The sequence below is a fragment of the Streptomyces sp. NPDC001852 genome (genome assembly GCF_042891825.1).
Taxonomy (GTDB): Bacteria; Actinomycetota; Actinomycetes; order Streptomycetales; family Streptomycetaceae; genus Streptomyces.
The window spans coordinates 21,159-35,608 of the sequence record NZ_JBIATN010000013.1; the positions used below are offsets into that span (position 1 = coordinate 21,159).

General features: G+C 69.4%; 12 protein-coding genes and 1 pseudogene. 7 read left to right on the forward strand and 6 right to left on the reverse strand.

Features of this window, described 5'->3' with window-relative positions:
• Positions 1-210: 210 nt before the first annotated feature.
• Positions 211-849: a hypothetical protein gene (locus tag ACFYZB_RS22850; protein ID WP_388762096.1), complete on the reverse strand. Its 639-nt coding sequence runs from the start codon at positions 847-849 to the stop codon at positions 211-213.
• 274 nt (positions 850-1,123) lie between these two features.
• On the opposite strand from ACFYZB_RS22850, the pseudogene ACFYZB_RS22855 reads away from it, so the two are divergent.
• Positions 1,124-1,485, forward strand: a pseudogene (locus ACFYZB_RS22855) (TerD family protein); the annotation flags it as partial.
• Positions 1,486-1,506: 21 nt separating this feature from the next.
• On the opposite strand, the gene ACFYZB_RS22860 reads toward ACFYZB_RS22855, so the two are convergent.
• Positions 1,507-1,773 carry a GlsB/YeaQ/YmgE family stress response membrane protein gene (locus ACFYZB_RS22860; protein ID WP_069779704.1) on the reverse strand — a complete coding sequence of 89 codons (267 nt, stop codon included), beginning with the start codon at positions 1,771-1,773 and terminating at the stop codon, positions 1,507-1,509.
• Between the two features lie 234 nt (positions 1,774-2,007).
• Here ACFYZB_RS22860 and ACFYZB_RS22865 point away from each other — a divergent pair, with 234 nt between their 5' ends.
• The 5 genes from ACFYZB_RS22865 to ACFYZB_RS22885 all read left to right on the forward strand — a co-directional run bounded on the left by ACFYZB_RS22865 (position 2,008) and on the right by ACFYZB_RS22885 (position 8,290).
• Positions 2,008-3,084 (forward strand): TerD family protein, encoded by a 1,077-nt coding sequence (locus tag ACFYZB_RS22865; RefSeq protein WP_388761519.1) that lies wholly within the window; start codon positions 2,008-2,010, stop codon positions 3,082-3,084.
• Positions 3,085-3,183: 99 nt separating this feature from the next.
• Entirely contained in the window at positions 3,184-3,546 is a 363-nt protein-coding gene (locus ACFYZB_RS22870; RefSeq protein ID WP_351215127.1) for a metalloregulator ArsR/SmtB family transcription factor, read from the forward strand.
• Positions 3,539-6,241: a magnesium-translocating P-type ATPase gene (gene mgtA / locus ACFYZB_RS22875; RefSeq protein WP_388761522.1), complete on the forward strand. Its 2,703-nt coding sequence runs from the start codon at positions 3,539-3,541 to the stop codon at positions 6,239-6,241. Before ACFYZB_RS22870 ends, mgtA begins: the two co-directional genes overlap by 8 nt.
• A 54-nt stretch (positions 6,242-6,295) precedes the next feature.
• Positions 6,296-6,973, forward strand: coding sequence for a lytic transglycosylase domain-containing protein (locus ACFYZB_RS22880; protein WP_388761525.1), 678 nt, complete (start codon positions 6,296-6,298; stop codon positions 6,971-6,973).
• A gap of 540 nt (positions 6,974-7,513) precedes the next feature.
• Positions 7,514-8,290: a hypothetical protein gene (locus ACFYZB_RS22885; protein WP_388761528.1), complete on the forward strand. Its 777-nt coding sequence runs from the start codon at positions 7,514-7,516 to the stop codon at positions 8,288-8,290.
• Positions 8,291-8,338: 48 nt separating this feature from the next.
• Here the strand turns inward: ACFYZB_RS22885 and ACFYZB_RS22890 are convergent, their stop codons facing one another.
• From ACFYZB_RS22890 to ACFYZB_RS22900, 3 genes are all read right to left on the reverse strand, one after another.
• Entirely contained in the window at positions 8,339-8,758 is a 420-nt protein-coding gene (locus ACFYZB_RS22890) for an STAS domain-containing protein (protein ID WP_388761531.1), read from the reverse strand.
• 844 nt (positions 8,759-9,602) lie between these two features.
• Positions 9,603-9,869, reverse strand: coding sequence for a hypothetical protein (locus ACFYZB_RS22895; RefSeq protein WP_388761534.1), 267 nt, complete (start codon positions 9,867-9,869; stop codon positions 9,603-9,605).
• A gap of 202 nt (positions 9,870-10,071) precedes the next feature.
• Positions 10,072-11,226: a pentapeptide repeat-containing protein gene (locus ACFYZB_RS22900; RefSeq protein ID WP_388761537.1), complete on the reverse strand. Its 1,155-nt coding sequence runs from the start codon at positions 11,224-11,226 to the stop codon at positions 10,072-10,074.
• Between the two features lie 99 nt (positions 11,227-11,325).
• Here ACFYZB_RS22900 and ACFYZB_RS22905 point away from each other — a divergent pair, with 99 nt between their 5' ends.
• A complete protein-coding gene (locus ACFYZB_RS22905; protein WP_388761539.1) occupies positions 11,326-12,303 on the forward strand; it encodes a transposase family protein in 978 nt (325 codons plus the stop codon).
• Between the two features lie 96 nt (positions 12,304-12,399).
• Here ACFYZB_RS22905 and ACFYZB_RS22910 read toward each other — a convergent pair whose 3' ends face one another.
• Positions 12,400-14,115 (reverse strand): LCP family protein, encoded by a 1,716-nt coding sequence (locus tag ACFYZB_RS22910; RefSeq protein WP_388761542.1) that lies wholly within the window; start codon positions 14,113-14,115, stop codon positions 12,400-12,402.
• Positions 14,116-14,450: the final 335 nt, after the last annotated feature.

Below are 14,450 nucleotides of genomic sequence, written 5' to 3' on the forward strand. Positions count from 1 at the left end.
CCGGCCGCCGCCGGTGTGTGGCCGAAAATGCCACGGACACCGTCAGGCAACGGCTCTGCTCCCGCTCACGAACCGGATTCGGCTACTCCCGTCGGCGATCGGCCATGTCAGGCACTGTGGGCCGCAGTCTGGGGCTGGGGGAGGCCCCTGGTGCTGAGCTGGCCGGGCCCGGTCTCCAGGGTTGGGGGAGTCAGACACATCTTGCGCTGATCATTCAGCCTTGGGCGCCCTCAACCATGTCTCGAAGTCGCTCAGGTACTCGCCCATGGCCCCGAGAGACATCGGCGACGACTCGTACTGCGCTGAGAGGTTGACCTCGTACAGCTTGTAGGCGGGCTCAGTCTCGCGTGCCGCAGCCCACGCAGCCGACAGTGCTCGGACAGCGCGCTCGCGGTCGCCGGCTTCCACATCGGCGACGACGGTCGTCGTCGTGCCGTCGCCGAGACGGACATCGGTCTCGACTCCGTCAACGCTGCCGCTGTCGCCCCTCACGTCCTCGGTCCTGGTGATGACGCCCGTAGCCGTCGCCCCGCGGTCGTGCAGGATTTGCTGGTCGCCGGCCCATGCGCCAAACGTGACGCCGCTGAACAAGCCGCCGAACACGACGACAATGCCGAGGAAGCAGACCACAGCCCTCCATTTTCCGATCCGGTCGTCCCGGTGCCCCTTGGCGTATCGGAACATCAGCACAGGCAGGCCGAGATAGACCGGCAGGCACCCGAATATGAGAAAGGTGAGGAGGTCGTGGTACCCCTCGCGCCATACGAACAGCACGAACCATTGAGACAACAGCGAAAGCCCCAACGGGACGGTTGCCGCCGCAGTGCACGACACTGCCCACAGCAGCACCCGCGCCGCCCTCCGTTTCAAGGTGCTCCCATCCAGTCAGCTTGACCGACATCTGGGACATCCACAAGATTCCGCCCACCCGGAACCCGTCATGCGTCACTCCTCGACCTGGTCACAGCCAGGCTGCTCGGCCCGGCTCTTCGGCGTATCCGGCTCCGCCAGTGACAACTGTCGACGCTCGGCACGGCTGCGATACGACATCGTCACGCGGTACCCACATGGTGGCGGGCTGACGCCCAAGGAGCAGGAGAAGCGCGAGCGGGTGCGCTTTGGTGATGACGGATCCGTACGACACCTCGGAGACAACCTCACCGGTGGCAGCGGCGCCGGAGGAGATGACGAGGTCAATCCTGGTCGACCTCGCCCGAGTCCCCGCCCACGTCGACCAGATCGTCTTCCCGGTCAACTCGTTCACCGGGCAGACCTTCGCTGAGGTGCAGGATGCCTTCTGTCGTCTGGTCGACGAGCGGAACGGGGAACTCGCCCGCTACGCGCTCAGCGGAGGCGGCACGTACACCGCCCGGATCATGGCCAAGCTCCATCGGGAGTGAATTGGCTGGCAGTTGGGCCATCGGTGAGCCTGCCGCCGGGCGTACGTTCCAGGATCTGCTGCCCGCGATTGCCGTCCATCTGTGACCGGCAATCGCGGCGCCCGGGTCAGTCCCGCGAGTTGCCGAACAGGATGCGGTAACCGATGAGCAGCACCAAGGATCCGGCGATCGCTGCGCCCCATGTGTAGAGGTCGAAGAAGTGCTTCTCGACCGAGCGGTGGAGGAAGTGGGCGGAGAGCCAGCCGCCGATGAAGGATCCCGCGATGCCGATGAGAGTGGTGCCGATCAGCCCGCCCGGGTCCCGGCCGGGCAGCAGGATCTTGGCGATCCCTCCGGCGAACAGGCCGAGGATGATCCAGCCGATGATGCCCACTTCGTTGTCCTCCAGTCGGGTCGGGTCGGGCGGGGTCCGCCGGACGCCGGTGCTTCGGATTGCTTGTTTGCGCAAGCCTATGGATCGATGCGAGGACCGGCCAGCGCTTGTGGTGACTGGTGATGAGTCGTTGTGGTGCTGTCACTGGCTCATGACATTGCGCAAGCCGGGAACTGGAAGGCGTGGGTTCACGTTGATGACGACGGGAAGCGGAAGCAGCTGCGGAGGACGTGCATGAGTGTGTCCCTGACCAAGGGCGGCAACGTGTCGCTCAGCAAGCAGGCTCCCGGCCTGACTGCGGTGACGGTCGGGCTGGGCTGGCAGGCGGGCACCGGCTATGAACTGGACGCCAGCGCGCTGCTGTGCGACCAGTCGGGCAAGGTGCTGTCCGAGGAGCATTTCGTTTTCTTCAACAACCTGACCAGCCCCGACGGTTCGGTCTGCCATGTCGGCAGTGGCAGCCCCGCGGGCGCGGACGACCAGCAGATCCATGTCGACCTCACGCGGGTCTCCGCCCAGGTCGAGAAGATCGCCTTCCCGGTCTCCCTCTACGAGGGGGCTTCCCGCGGCCAGACTTTCGGGCAGGTGCGCCGGGCACACATCCGCGTCGTCGACCGGGACAGCGGCACTGAACTGGTCCGCTACGACCTCGCGGCCGGTGGCCTGTCGAGCGAGACCGCGTTGGTCTTCGGCGAGCTGTATCGGCACGGCGCGGAGTGGAAGTTCCGCGCCGTCGGCCAGGGTTACGCCTCCGGTCTCGCCGGCATCGCCACCGACTACGGGGTGGATGTCCTGCGCGAGACGGCCCCTGCCGATCCGGTCCCGGTCACCCCGCCGCCGGTGCCGCCGACGTCCACGGCACCGCCGCCGACCGTTGTCTCCTCACCTGCCCCGGCGCTCGCAGGATCCCCGCAATCCTCAGGGAGTTCTTCCGTGACGTGCTTCTTCGACCCCAACCACCGCCCGGGCATGACGACCGTGACCTGGTCCCCGCAGTGGGGCGTGCCCCGGCCGGTGCAGGCGTGCGGCGGCTGCGCCCAGCGGTTGCAGACCACGGCGCCGCCGTTCTACGCGCCCCCGCAGCAGGGGTATCCGCAGGCGACGGCACCGCAGGGTTATCCGCAGCAGCAGGGGTACGGACAGCCGTACCAGGACCACCACGACCACCAGCAGCAGGGCGGCGGCCGCCGGTTCGGTGCGGGCGCGCTCATCGGTGCCGGTGCGGCGGGTCTCATCGGCGGCGCGCTGCTGAACGAGGCGTTCGACGACGACGAGCCGGACGTGGTGGTCAACAACTACTACGAGGACTGATCCACTGCCCTCTCGGTGCGGGAATGCCCGGCATTCGGCCGCCTACACTGAGTGGGCACACGGGTGTTGGCTGTGTAGAGGTCTGGACGGGAGAGGACTGTGACGGAGAACGTCAGTGGTTTCGAGGATCCGTCCGCCGAGGTTCTCGCCCAGGCGGCCGCGGCCTTCGGACTGCTCGCCTCGGCAGCCCGGCTGCATCTGATGTGGGCGCTGTCGCAGGGCGAGAGCGACGTCACGCATCTCGCCGACCGGGTCGGCGGAGCACTGCCCGCCGTCAGCCAGCATCTGGCCAAGCTGAAGCTGGCCGGGCTCGTGAACTCCCGCCGGGAGGGCCGACGGCAGGTGTACTACATCGGTGACCCGGAGGTCGTCACCGTGGTGCGGGTGATGGTCGGGCAGCTGACGGCACGTTCGCAGCATGCCCTCGCGCCGGTGCGTGAGCTGCGCGGGACCGGTGGCTGAGACCACCGCGGCCCCGGGGCGGGAGGCCGAGCCGCCTGGCCCGTCGGCCGTATGCGCCCCCCGAGGAGGGGCTTCGCCGGATCTGTCTGCGCCGACCGTGTTGGAGACCTTGCGGCGGCTGGACAGCGGGCCGCGCGGGCTGACCGAGGCACAGGCCGAGGAACGGCTGGCCCGGCTGGGGGAGAACACTGGGCCCGCCTGGCGCGCGGCCTCCTGGCCACGGCTGTTCCTGAGAAGCCTGTGCGACCCGTTCACCGCGGTGCTGGCCTGCCTCGGACTGGTCTCGGCAGCCGTCCTCGCCTGGAACACCGCCTCGGTGATCCTGCTGCTCGTCGTGGTGAGCTGCGTCCTGCGGGCCTCCGGGGAACACCGGGCCGACCACTCCACGGCCGCACTGCGCGAACTGGTCGCCACGACCGCCACTGTGCTCCGGCGGCCCGACGAGGAGGCAGCCCCGGCGGCCCGCGAGGTACCCGTGGCCGAGCTGGCCCCCGGCGATGTGATCCGGCTGGGGGCAGGCGACCTGGTGCCGGCGGATGTGCGCCTGCTGCGGGCGAGCGGCCTGACCGTGCACCAGGCGGCGCTGACCGGGGAATCCGCACCCGTCGCCAAATCCGCCGACGACCTGCCTCGCGCGGCCGGCGGCGGGCTGTTTGCGCAGCCGCAGCTCTGCTTCCAGGGCACCAGCGTGGCCTCCGGCAGTGCCACCGCGGTCATCACCGCGACCGGCGCGCACACCCGGTTCGCCGCGGCGCACGAGCGCAGGACCGGCCGGCCGGAGGCGAGCGCCTTCGAGCGTTCCGTCCACGGCATCTCCTGGATCCTGATCCGGTTCATGCTGCTCACCCCGCCGCTGGTGCTGATGGCGAACGCGGCGCTGCGCGACCGCGGCCTGGAGACGCTGCCGTTCGCCGTGGCGGTGGCGGTCGGTCTGACTCCGGAGATGCTGCCGGTCCTCGTGACCCTCTGCCTCGCCCGTGGGGCCTCGCTGCTGGCCCGCACGCACGGTGTGATCGTCAAGCGGCTGCCGGCCCTGCACGACGTCGGCGCCGTCGACGTGCTGTGCCTGGACAAGACCGGCACCCTCACCCAGGACCGGCCCGTCGCCGACCGCGCCCTCGGCCCGGACGGCCGGGACGATCCCGAAGTCCTGCACTGGGCCGCCGTCAACGCCTGGTGGACCCTCCAGCTCGCCGACCTGCCCGAACCCGACGCCCTCGACGAGGCGATCCTGGACGCCGTCGACGAAGACGAGCTCACGGCGTACGACGGAGTCGCGGCCGTGCCCTTCGCCCCGGACCACCGCCTCGCCCTGGCGGTCGTGCGCACCCCCGGCCGCCTCGGCATGCACACCCTGGTCGTCAAGGGAGACGTCGAGGCCGTACTCGACCGCTGCACCCTCCCGGACGACGAGCGGGAACGGCTGCGCGCCCTCGCTGCACGGCAGGCCGACGGCGGGGTGCGCGTCTTGGCGGTCGCCACCGGGGAACGCTCCTCCCGCTGGCGCGACTACACGCTGACCGATGCACGCGGACTGACCTTCCAAGGCCTGATCACCCTACGGGACGAACTCGCGCCCACCGCCGCCGACGCCCTGAAGGTCCTCACCAACCGGGGTGTCACCGTCAAGATCCTCACGGGCGACCATCCCGGAACGGCGGTCCGTGCCTGCCTCGACCTGGGCATCGTCGTGACCGATGACGCCGTGCTCACCGCCGACGCCATCGACCACCTCACGGACGCCGAACTCGCCGCGGTCGCCGCCCGCACGACCGTCTTCGCGCGCTGCACCCCGGAACACAAGGTCCGGATCACCGAGGCCCTGCGCACCGCCGGACACACCGTCGGCTTCCTCGGCGACGGGGTCAACGACCTGCCCGCACTGCACACCGCCGACGTCGGCATCGCCCCCCGCAATGCCGCCGACGTCGCCCGGGAAGCCGCGGACGTGGTGCTCGCCGAGAAGGACCTCACCGCGATCGCGCACGCCGTCGCCGCGGGCCGGCACGCAGGCGGCAACATCGTCACCTACCTGCGCACCACACTCTCGTCCAACCTCGGCAACGTCCTCGCCATGCTCTCCGCCGGTCTGCTGCTGCCCTTCCTGCCGATGCTCCCGGCCCAGGTCCTGCTGCAGAACCTGTGCTTCGACGCCGCCCAGCTCACTTTCGCCCACAACCGTCCCGACACCGCCTCCCTGCGCCGGCCGACCGTGCTTGACCCACGGGACCTGCTGCGCTTCATCACCGGCTTCGGGACGCTCAACGCCGTCGCAGACCTCGCCACTTTCGGTGTTCTCGCGCTCGTGGTGCACGGGCCGGGGAGGGGGTTGGACGAGGCGGTGTTCCACTCCGGCTGGTTCACGGAGAACCTGGTCACCCAGGCCCTGGTCATGGTGCTGCTGCGCTCCGGCCGCCGTACGGCCCCATTCCGCAGGCCGGGACCGGTCGCCTGGGCCGCGCTGGCCCTGGCCGTCATCGGCCTGGCGCTTCCCCCCTCACCGCTGGGCTCGATGCTCGGCCTGACCGCCCTGCCGGCCGTGTACTACCTGCTGCTCACCGCTGTCCTGATCCTCTACGCCGCAGGTCTGCAGGTGGCCAGGGCTCGCTTCGAGCGCGATGGCGGCGGCGGTTCTGCTCCGGTGGGCCGACCCGGTCGATCGACGGTGCCCGGCGCCGGTTCACGCCTGTCTTAGGCTCCCTGCTGTACAAGGCTGTCAACCGAAGGCGGGGCACGAGGAAGGCGCGCTATGACAGAGTCCGGAGCCCCGAAACGCCGACGGTGGCTGCTCGTGCTGGTCTTCGCCCTGGTCGTGTACATCATCGTGCGCGCGGCCGACACCCCGCAGGGCAATCCGCCGCCCCATGGGAAGACGTCCGTCTCCCCATCGAGCCCGTCGGCCGGCTCCCCTGCTTCCTCCCCCTCGCCGGCGACCTCGTCGTACGACCCCGCCGACTACGCCGCCCAGGTCCGTACCCGGGCCCGTCAAGCCGGTGTGAGCGCCCAGCTGGTGATGGCGATCCTCTACAACGAGGCGTACAAGCCGCATGACCCGTCCTTCGAGCGGGTCTGGCAGAAGTACAAGCCGGACGCGGCCTTCGGCATCGCCAACATGCACCGCGCCACCTTCGACGAGGTCAAGAAGGACCGGGACTTCGCAGGCCGCCGCTGGGAGGAACTGCCGGACGACCGTGACCTCGCCGTCGAGGCCGAAGCCTGGTACCTGCATGACCTGTCGGCCCAGCTGCCGGCCCACTGGACCGCCCCCTACAAGAGGAACGACCTGCTGGCCCTCGGGTACAACACCGGCACGGGCAACATGCTCGCCTTCGCCCACGGTGCGACCCCGGACAGCCAGGCCCGCTCGTACCTGGACCGGCTGCATGCGAACTGGTCCAAGGCGGGAAAGGCTGTGGAGACATCCTGAGGCGCCTGGCTTGCGGAGTTGCGCAATAATCGAAGTTCCGTGGGGACCGCCCCCTGTATCGGGGGAAGGAAGGGCTGCATGCCGCGCGGGGAGTACCGGCGAGTGCGTGAGGCGAACCTGCGGCTGGGCGCTGCCGTGGCCGAGGTCGAGGGACTCTATTCGGCGTTACTGAGGGCCAGTTCTTCCGAACGCCGCCGAAGGCTGCAGACGGAACTGGCGCGGGCTGCCGGCCGTCTCGCCGATCTGGCGGCTTCACCACCGCAGACCCGCTCCTCGTCCGTTGGCGTGCGGCGGTCACGGTGGGGACGCAGACGGGCACTGGCCGAGCGCGGTGCCGCGTGGATCACAGCGCGGTTCGGACAGAATCCCCGCTGAACTCGGCCTTCAGCGCAGCCGGTCGAACATGCCAGGGTTCCTGGTTCGGGACGGTGCCTTGTCCGGCGTCCGGCAACTGGTACAGGCGTTGTGCGTCCGGCTCCTGGGCGGTCGAAGTAGTTGCTTGCTTGCGTAATGCAGCAAGGGTCTGTCGAGAATGGGCCCATGACCACCCATGACAACCCGCACCCTGGCCCCGAGCACTGGACCGAGCTCCTGCACATCCGCCTGGAACGGATCGAGGGCCTGCTCGCTCCGGCCGAGCAGGCATCCGAGTCCGAGCGTCCCGCGTGGCAGCGGCACACCCGTGGCGAGCAGCGCTGGGCGGTGATGGCCGCGCTGCTGGTGGCCGTCTGGGTGCAGTGGATGCTGCCGGAACGACTCAGCATCCACCCGCACTGGCTGCTGCCCGCCCTTGAACTGGGCATGATGGCGGCGCTGTGGGTGGCCCATCCGCACCGGCGGATCGAGTACCGCTCCCGTCTGCTGCGCGCACTGGGCCTGCTGCTGGCCGCCGCGGTCAGCCTCGCCAACGGCTGGTCCGCCGTCATCCTGGTACGCGACCTGCTGCACGGCACCGAGGGCTCCAACGCCGCGGCGCTGCTGACGACCGGCGGCGGCATCTGGCTGACCAACATCATCGCCTTCAGCCTCTGGTACTGGGAGTGGGACCGAGGCGGCCCGGTGGCCCGCGCCCTGGGCACGCACCAGCACCCGGACTTCCTTTTCCCCCAGATGCAGCAGGAGGGCATCGCGCCCGACGACTGGGAGCCGCAGTACATGGACTACCTCTATGTGGCCCTCACCAACGCCACGGCCTTCAGCCCCACCGACACCATGCCGCTGTCCCGCTGGGCGAAACTGCTGATGTCCACCCAGTCCACGATCTCGCTGCTGACCCTGGCGCTGGTCATCGCGCGCGCGGTCGGGGTCCTGCAGTGACCCCGGCAGAATGAGCCACGGCACGTGCCATCAGGCGCTCGTCTGGCATTACTCGCCGTCCGGCATGGCCCCTTCGCGGATGTCGAGCAGGTGGGTCAGACCCAGTCGGTCGAATGTGTTGCGGGCCTGGGCGCTTGCGTGGGTGACGATCACCTTGGTGCCGTGTTGTTGGGCGGCACGCAGCACGGGGAGGAACGCCTTGCCGCCCTCTCTGTCAAGGAAGGTGACCCGTTGGAGGTCGATCTCCAGAGTACGGGGAGTCGGGCGGAGGGAATTGCGCAGGTTGTCGGCGACACGGCCGGCGTTCTTGGATGTGATCTCTCCAGAGAGTCGGACGACGGCGTGAGCCGGGTCCTGGGCGACATGGTGTGTGCGTCGCTTGCGTCGATGCAGCAGGCGCAGCACACGGTGGCGTGCGGCTTCTCGAAACCCGCGGATGTGCGGCTTGGGGGTGGGGGATTCCGGCATCGGGACTCCAGATCAACGGCAGTGGGAGGACCCCCAGTCCTTTAACAGTTGCGCAATCGGGGAACTAAATAAACTCAATCCTTCGGTTGTACGTCGATGTGGTCGATCCGCAGAGGTTGTGGACGGTGACGCTGTGATGCGCGGGGGACAGAGGCAGGAGACTGAATCTCCTGAGGCAGAGATCGACGTGACGTTCGGGCGCGTCTTGGACAAGGCCCTGAAGTCGCAGCAGGTCACGGACGCACTGGGGCGCTCCGGAGCGGTTCTCAACCGTGAGCAGCTGCGTACTCGGGCCCTCCAGGCGCGGGCCGGGATCGCCGGCGCCGCAGCCATCGAGTACCGGACGTTCCTCCAAGCCAGGGCAGCGGCGGCCGCGACGAGTGGGCAGCGGGATGCGAGCGGTGCCCGGGGGCCGAGGCCCAAGGCAGTGGCGGGCTGCTTCCGGTGCTGGCGGTGCTCGTGCCCAGTCTGGCGGCGTTTCGGCGGCTGTCTTCCTCGTGATCGGGTACGGCCTGCGGGTGTTCGGAGGCGCCCCTACCTCAGCGGCGGACTGATCACTGCCGGGCTGATCGCCGCCGCTGTGACCGCCGGCGGGCTGATCGGGGACTTCGTCTACGTGCTCGTGGCGGCGGCACGCAATCGATCGGACGGTCAGGGGGGTGCGCTGGACGGTACGGCGCCGGAGCTGACAAGGAGGCGGGAAGAGTGGGAACTGGCTCTGCTTGAGCGTGGTGTCGTGCCGTTCCTGCTGGGGCGCCCGGAGGAAGCAGGCGGCGCGGAACGGGGAGGTCGCCAGGCTCGCTGATCCGAGCATGCCATCTCTGACAGACCGACTGACAGCGATCTACGTGCCGCTCTGAACCCGCAGGGTGATCCGGTCCGTGTCGTACAGGACCCATCGCGGAGCCGCCACGCCTGACAGCCGCAGCCGGCAGGCGGTGACGCCTTCGCGGCTCGTCCACCATCCGGTGACGGATCCCGGCCACGGCCACCCGGCCTCGTCGTACACCTCGACCGGCTGATACGCATCCCGCGCCTCGTCATGCGGCGGCAGTGGACATCCTCGCGCCAGTTCCTCGAGCACGCCTTCCGCAGTAGTCGTCTCCCGCACGGCCCCGGTCCTCCCCCATCGCCTTCATGGACGGTTCCATCATTGCGCAAGCGACGATGTGTTCGCTAACGACCTTGGGAGCGATATCAGCTCTCGGATCTGCCTGGCGGCCTGGGGCTCTGCGCGATCAGGGCGCCGCTGAGGAGGAGTGACGCCGGTCAGGCGGATCGCGGTCGCCGCAGTCTTGACCGGCGCGTCTTGGTCAGGGAGTGGACCTCAGCGGCGGTGCCTGCCACGTCATCCCGGGCGGCTGGAGTAGGGGCGAGGGCTCGGGTCCGGGGTCATCCGTGACGACGACTCCGGCGGCCGTGTGGTCGAAGTCGGCGGGCCAGCGGGTGTGCTCACTGGCCAGGGCGCCGGTCAGGCGTGCTTCGACAAGGTTGGCGGTGCTCAAGTCGGTGCCGCGCAAGTCGGCCATGCGGAGGTCGGCGCGGTGGAAGACCGCGCCGTGGGCGTCGGCCTTACGCAGGTTTGCTTCGCGCAGGTCGGTCTCGGTGAAGTCGGCGTCACGCAAGTCGGTTCCGACCAGCTTCGCGGCCCTTAGGTCGGCCAGGATGCAGCGGGCCCGGCGGAGAATCGCAGTGGTGAGGTCGGCGTGCCGCAGGTTGACCGAGACCAGGGACGCCTGGGTCAGATTGGCGTGGTACAGGCCCGCCGCCTCCATGCAAGCGCGGTCGAAGTTGACCTCGGGGAACCACAGTCCGTCGCAGTCGGCCCGGCGCAAGTCGGTGATGCTGAGATTGACCCAGGACTGCTCCCGGTGCTGGCACAGCACGCCGAGCGCGGTCAGCGCCACTTGGGCATCGGCGGCACGGGTCTCCAGGGGTGCGATGTCGTTGATGGGCACGTCTGCCGCCGGTGATTCCGGCCCGGCGGGTGGCCAGGGCAGGTGTGTACGCAGATACGCGGCCTGGATGGAGATGATGGCCTCCCGGTCGCGGGCGGACTGCTCCGCGATCCGCAACAGCGCGTGCAACCCGCCGATGCGCACATCCAGCTTGTCGCTGCCGAGCTGGTCGACGGCCCGGCTGAATCGGTCGGTGACGTAGCCCTCCTGGGTGGCGCGCAAACCGTCCTGACTCACCCGCAGTTGCCGCCAGGTGGCGTACGCGCCGAAGAGCACGACCAGGCCGCCGACCACCTGCAGAAGCGTCGTACGGACATCGTTCACCGCCGTCAGTCGATCCTGCGCGGCGATTCTCGCCCCGGCGAGATCGTGGTCGACCACCACCCCCGGCAGTACGACGAACAGCGTGCCCAGAATGACCAGTCCCGCCCCGGCCAGCAGGCCTGCGGCTACACGACGCCTGACCAGCCCGTCGTGCCATGCCCGCCGCCCGCGGTCTGGTTCCCCCATCTCCATGGGCATGGGAGCCTAGGCGCCGCTCAGAAGACGATCAAGAGTGCTGTGCCACTGGCCCGTAACATGAGAACGGCCGTACTGGTTGGGTGAGTTGTGAGGCTTACCTGGGCCCGTGCGGCCTGTTCCCATCCTGCGCTGTCCGGCATCTCTCGCGCACACTTCGGCGAGTTACTCAAAGAACTCGCGCGCCGGTGGCAGGCCGCGCGCGAGGCGGCGCTGCACGAGCGGCGTGGCGGAGACCGGAGGCGAGCGGCCGGCGCCGGACCCAAGCAGTACCTGGTCTTCGTCGACCGGCTCCTGGTCACACTGGTCCACCTGCGGCTCGGGATCCCGCACGCCGCGCTGGCTGAACTCTACGGAGTGGACCGCTCCACCGTATCCGGAGCGATCCGCGAGGTCCGCCCGCTGCTGGCGACCCGCGGTTTCGCCGTCCCCGACCGGCCGGGGGTGCGGCTGCGGACGCTGGAGGACCTGTTCGCCTACGCCGACGCGGAGGGCGTTGACCTGCGCATCGACGGCACCGAAGTTCAGGTCCGCCGCCCCCGCGCCCACCGCCCCGGCCGCAGGGCGTTCATCTCCGGCAAGAAGAAGCAGAACACCATCAAGACCACCACCTTTAGTGACCCGCAGGGCCGCACCCTGTTCAGCGGTGTGGTCCGGCCGGGCCGGATGCACGACCAGACCGCTGTGCGCACTGAGGGCATCGCCGAACAGTTCCACCGGAACCCCAAAGTCAAGGCCGAAGTCGACGAGGGCTACCGAGGCCTGGCCAACGAGTTTCCCGGCCAGGTCAGCGCCCCGCCGAAGAAGCCGAAGGACGACGCGCCGCTGGGCGAGCACCACGCCTGGCGCGAGCAGCGACGCCGCCAGTCCTCCGCGCGGATCTGCGTGGAGCACACCAACGCCGAGTACAAGCAGTGGCGGCCCCTGCAGCGGTTCACCGGCCGCCGCGAGACCTACGCCGAGACCCACCTCGCGATCGCAGCCCTGGTCTCTGACCGCTCCGCCCGGCGGGCGACCCGCCGCAAGTCGAGCACGGAACTGGTGCTCGCCCGGCAGGCCGCCTGCTGATCACCCACCAGCCAACCCGCCAGGCCAACGCCCCGAACTCAATCGCTCCCAAGGTTGTAAGAGTGGCGAGATGAACACTTGTGGCGATGAGTGGTTTCAGGCGTCGGAGTCGGGCTGGTTGCGGGCAGCGGCGTATGCCTGGGCGGGGGTCATGCTGACGCCGTTGAGGGAGACGGTCCTGTAGGGACTGACCTGGGCGCAGCTCTTGGACTGGTCGGCCGTCTGGGCGTGGGCGTTGGAGACCGCGGCGTGGGTGTCGGCGGGGGCGGGGGAGGAAGCGCCGGTGCTGCCGCTGTTGCTGGGGTAGCTGGTGCCGCTCGGCCAGTCGCTGCCGATGACCAGCGTCAAGCCGCTGCCGCTGCCCTGCTTGAGGTGCGAGGAGGGCAGGCCCAGGGCGCCGGCCACCGCCTGGGCTTCCGGCTTCTGGCCGGTGCCGTAGGTGAGTGTGGTGGTGGCCGCGGTGGCGGGGGCGTTGGCCGTGGTGGTGCCCTGGCTGAAGCCCTTGTCCGTCAGGGCGCCGGCCAGATGGGAGGCACGGCCGCCGACGGTGGTGCCGTTCTCGATGGTCACGGCGATCTGGGAGGGGTGGACGGCCGGGGCGGTGGCGGAGGCCGCTGCGGATTTCTTGCCCGAACCGGTGGTCAGCGACTGGTCATTGGCGATGCTCGCGAACAGCGACTTCGCCCCCGCACCCGGGACGACCCGGTCCTTGTTGTTCGGATCGGGGGCGGTCTGCATGGTGGCGAACGTGATCCGCTTGGAGGGAACCTTGTCCAGGTCGGAGGCCAGCCCCACCAGCTTGCTGACGCTGCCCAGGCCGTCATCGACGGTGAGGGCCTTGGTCGCGGCATCGGCGAGGTCGTAGACCTTCGTGGGGTCGGTGAGGGTGCCGGCACTCTTGAACTTGCGGATCATCGCGCCGAGGAACAGGTGCTGGGAGACGGTACGGCCGAGGTCGCTGCCGTCGCCGAAGCCGTGCCGGGAGCGGACGAACTCCAGGGCCGCGACGCCCTTGAGGGTGTGGTCGCCCTTGGACAATTTCAGGTGCGAGTAGGTGTCGTAGACGTTGTCGCTGACGCACACGTCGACGCCGCCGACCGCGTCGGACATGCTGACCACGCCGGAGAAGTCGAGCTTGATGAAGTGGTCGATGGGGATTCCGGTGAGCTGGTGGATGGTGGCCACCTGGCAGGCCGGGCCGTATGAGAGAGCGCTGTTGATCTGGCCGTAGTAGCCGGACGTGGACTGCTTCGACGTGGGGTCGGTGCAGGCCGGCACGTTGGTCATGGTGTCGCGAGGGATGCTCATCACGGTGGCGTTGGAGCGGTCGGCGGCTATGTGGACGACCATCTCCACGTCGGCGTTGCCGTTGCCGGTCTGCACGCCGGTCTTGGAGCAGCCGCCGCCGAGCTTGCAGTCGGCGGCGCTGGTGCGGCCGTCCGATCCCATCACCAGGATGTTGATCGGCGTGCGGCCGAAGGCGTCCGCCTTTTCGCTGCCGCCCTTGCCGTCGAGCGCGATGCTGTTGATGTTGCCGTTCAGGTGCTCGTAGAACCACCAGCCGGCACCGGCCGTCACCAGGACCAGGACGGCCAGGCATGTCCCGGCGATCCGCAGCACCCGCCTGCCCCGGCGCGTCGGCCGGACGCGGCGGCGTGAGTTTCCACGGCCGGAGGACCGGGACGCGGCCCGTGCCGCCGCCCGGCCGCCGGGCGGGCGCCCGTCTGCGGGCTGGTCGGTGCGCTGGCGGGGCACCTGGGCGGTGCGGCGGCGTGGGGCGCGGCCAGTGGAGCCGTCCCGCAGGTCACTCATGTCACACTCCCAGGAACGCTCGGGCCCGGCATTCCCTCGGGGTGTGCGGCCAGCGGTCTGCGGCCGGTCCGTCGGATGAAGTGGGGCTGCACCTCGATTGCGTGGTTGCGCAATCTAGCAAACATCCGGGCTGCTCCTCACCCGGCGTGTCTCGGTTCACAGGTGCCGGATTCGTTCTGTGTCCGCACGGTCACGTGGCGTGTCGCAACGCCAGGCTCGGCACCCTTCCGGGTTCGGTCTCTGGGGAGAACGTGCTACGTGGCGTCGAAGGTTCCGCCTCACTCATGTCCTGCGGGTGAGATCCGCCTCGGAAGCCCGGTCGTCACTGGGTTCCG

Coding starts and splice junctions, on each gene's coding strand:
- ACFYZB_RS22865 (WP_388761519.1), top strand. CDS start 2,008: ATGAGTGTGTCCCTGACCAAGGGCGGCAACGTGTCGCTCAGCAAGCAG.
- ACFYZB_RS22880 (WP_388761525.1), top strand. CDS start 6,296: ATGACAGAGTCCGGAGCCCCGAAACGCCGACGGTGGCTGCTCGTGCTG.
- ACFYZB_RS22885 (WP_388761528.1), top strand. CDS start 7,514: ATGACCACCCATGACAACCCGCACCCTGGCCCCGAGCACTGGACCGAG.
- ACFYZB_RS22890 (WP_388761531.1), bottom strand. CDS start 8,758: ATGCCGGAATCCCCCACCCCCAAGCCGCACATCCGCGGGTTTCGAGAA.
- ACFYZB_RS22900 (WP_388761537.1), bottom strand. CDS start 11,226: ATGGGGGAACCAGACCGCGGGCGGCGGGCATGGCACGACGGGCTGGTC.
- ACFYZB_RS22910 (WP_388761542.1), bottom strand. CDS start 14,115: ATGAGTGACCTGCGGGACGGCTCCACTGGCCGCGCCCCACGCCGCCGC.